Consider the following 1385-nt stretch of genomic DNA (forward strand, 5'->3'; position numbering starts at 1 on the left):
GAGACGAGAGACTTAGGTCTCGAAGCAATCGGAAGTGGTTCCAAGAAAAGCCTCTAAGCTTCAGTCATACGAGACCGTACCGCAAACCGACACAGGTGGGCGAGATGAGTATTCTAAGGCGCTTGAGAGAACTCGGGAGAAGGAACTCGGCAAATTGGTACCGTAACTTCGGGAAAAGGTACGCCCTGGTAGCTTGATTGGTTTACTCCATGAGGGTGAAAGGGTTGCAATAAACTGGTGGCTGCGACTGTTTAATAAAAACACAGCACTCTGCAAACACGAAAGTGGACGTATAGGGTGTGACGCCTGCCCGGTGCTGGAAGATTAAATGATGGGGTGCAAGCTCTTGATTGAAGTCCCAGTAAACGGCGGCCGTAACTATAACGGTCCTAAGGTAGCGAAATTCCTTGTCGGGTAAGTTCCGACCTGCACGAATGGCGTAACGATGGCCACACTGTCTCCTCCCGAGACTCAGCGAAGTTGAAATGTTTGTGATGATGCAATCTACCCGCGGCTAGACGGAAAGACCCCATGAACCTTTACTGTAGCTTTGCATTGGACTTTGAACCAATCTGTGTAGGATAGGTGGGAGGCTTTGAAGCGGGGACGCCAGTTCTCGTGGAGCCATCCTTGAAATACCACCCTGGTTTGTTTGAGGTTCTAACCTTGGCCCGTTATCCGGGTCGGGGACAGTGCATGGTAGGCAGTTTGACTGGGGCGGTCTCCTCCTAAAGTGTAACGGAGGAGTTCGAAGGTACGCTAGATACGGTCGGACATCGTGTTGATAGTGCAATGGCATAAGCGTGCTTAACTGCGAGACTGACAAGTCGAGCAGGTACGAAAGTAGGACATAGTGATCCGGTGGTTCTGTATGGAAGGGCCATCGCTCAACGGATAAAAGGTACTCTGGGGATAACAGGCTGATTCCTCCCAAGAGTTCATATCGACGGGGGAGTTTGGCACCTCGATGTCGGCTCATCACATCCTGGGGCTGTAGCCGGTCCCAAGGGTATGGCTGTTCGCCATTTAAAGTGGTACGTGAGCTGGGTTTAAAACGTCGTGAGACAGTTTGGTCCCTATCTGCCGTGGGCGTTGGAAATTTGAAGGGGGCTGCTCCTAGTACGAGAGGACCGGAGTGGACAGACCTCTGGTGTACCGGTTGTCACGCCAGTGGCATTGCCGGGTAGCTAAGTCTGGAAGAGATAACCGCTGAAAGCATCTAAGCGGGAAACTTGCCTTGAGATGAGATTTCCCAGAGCCTTGAGCTCTTTAAAGGGTCGTTCGAGACCAGGACGTTGATAGGTCAGGTGTGGAAGTGCAGTAATGCATTAAGCTAACTGATACTAATTGCCCGTACGGCTTGTCCCTATAACCTTAACAGGTAC

General features: G+C 51.3%; 1 rRNA gene. It reads left to right on the plus strand.

Annotated features, from left to right (window positions below):
- Positions 1 to 1368: ribosomal RNA gene (locus tag AC1D02_RS22160) — 23S ribosomal RNA — on the plus strand; the annotation flags it as partial.
- Positions 1369 to 1385: the final 17 nt, after the last annotated feature.

The organism is Massilia sp. P1_C10 (genome assembly GCF_056406475.1).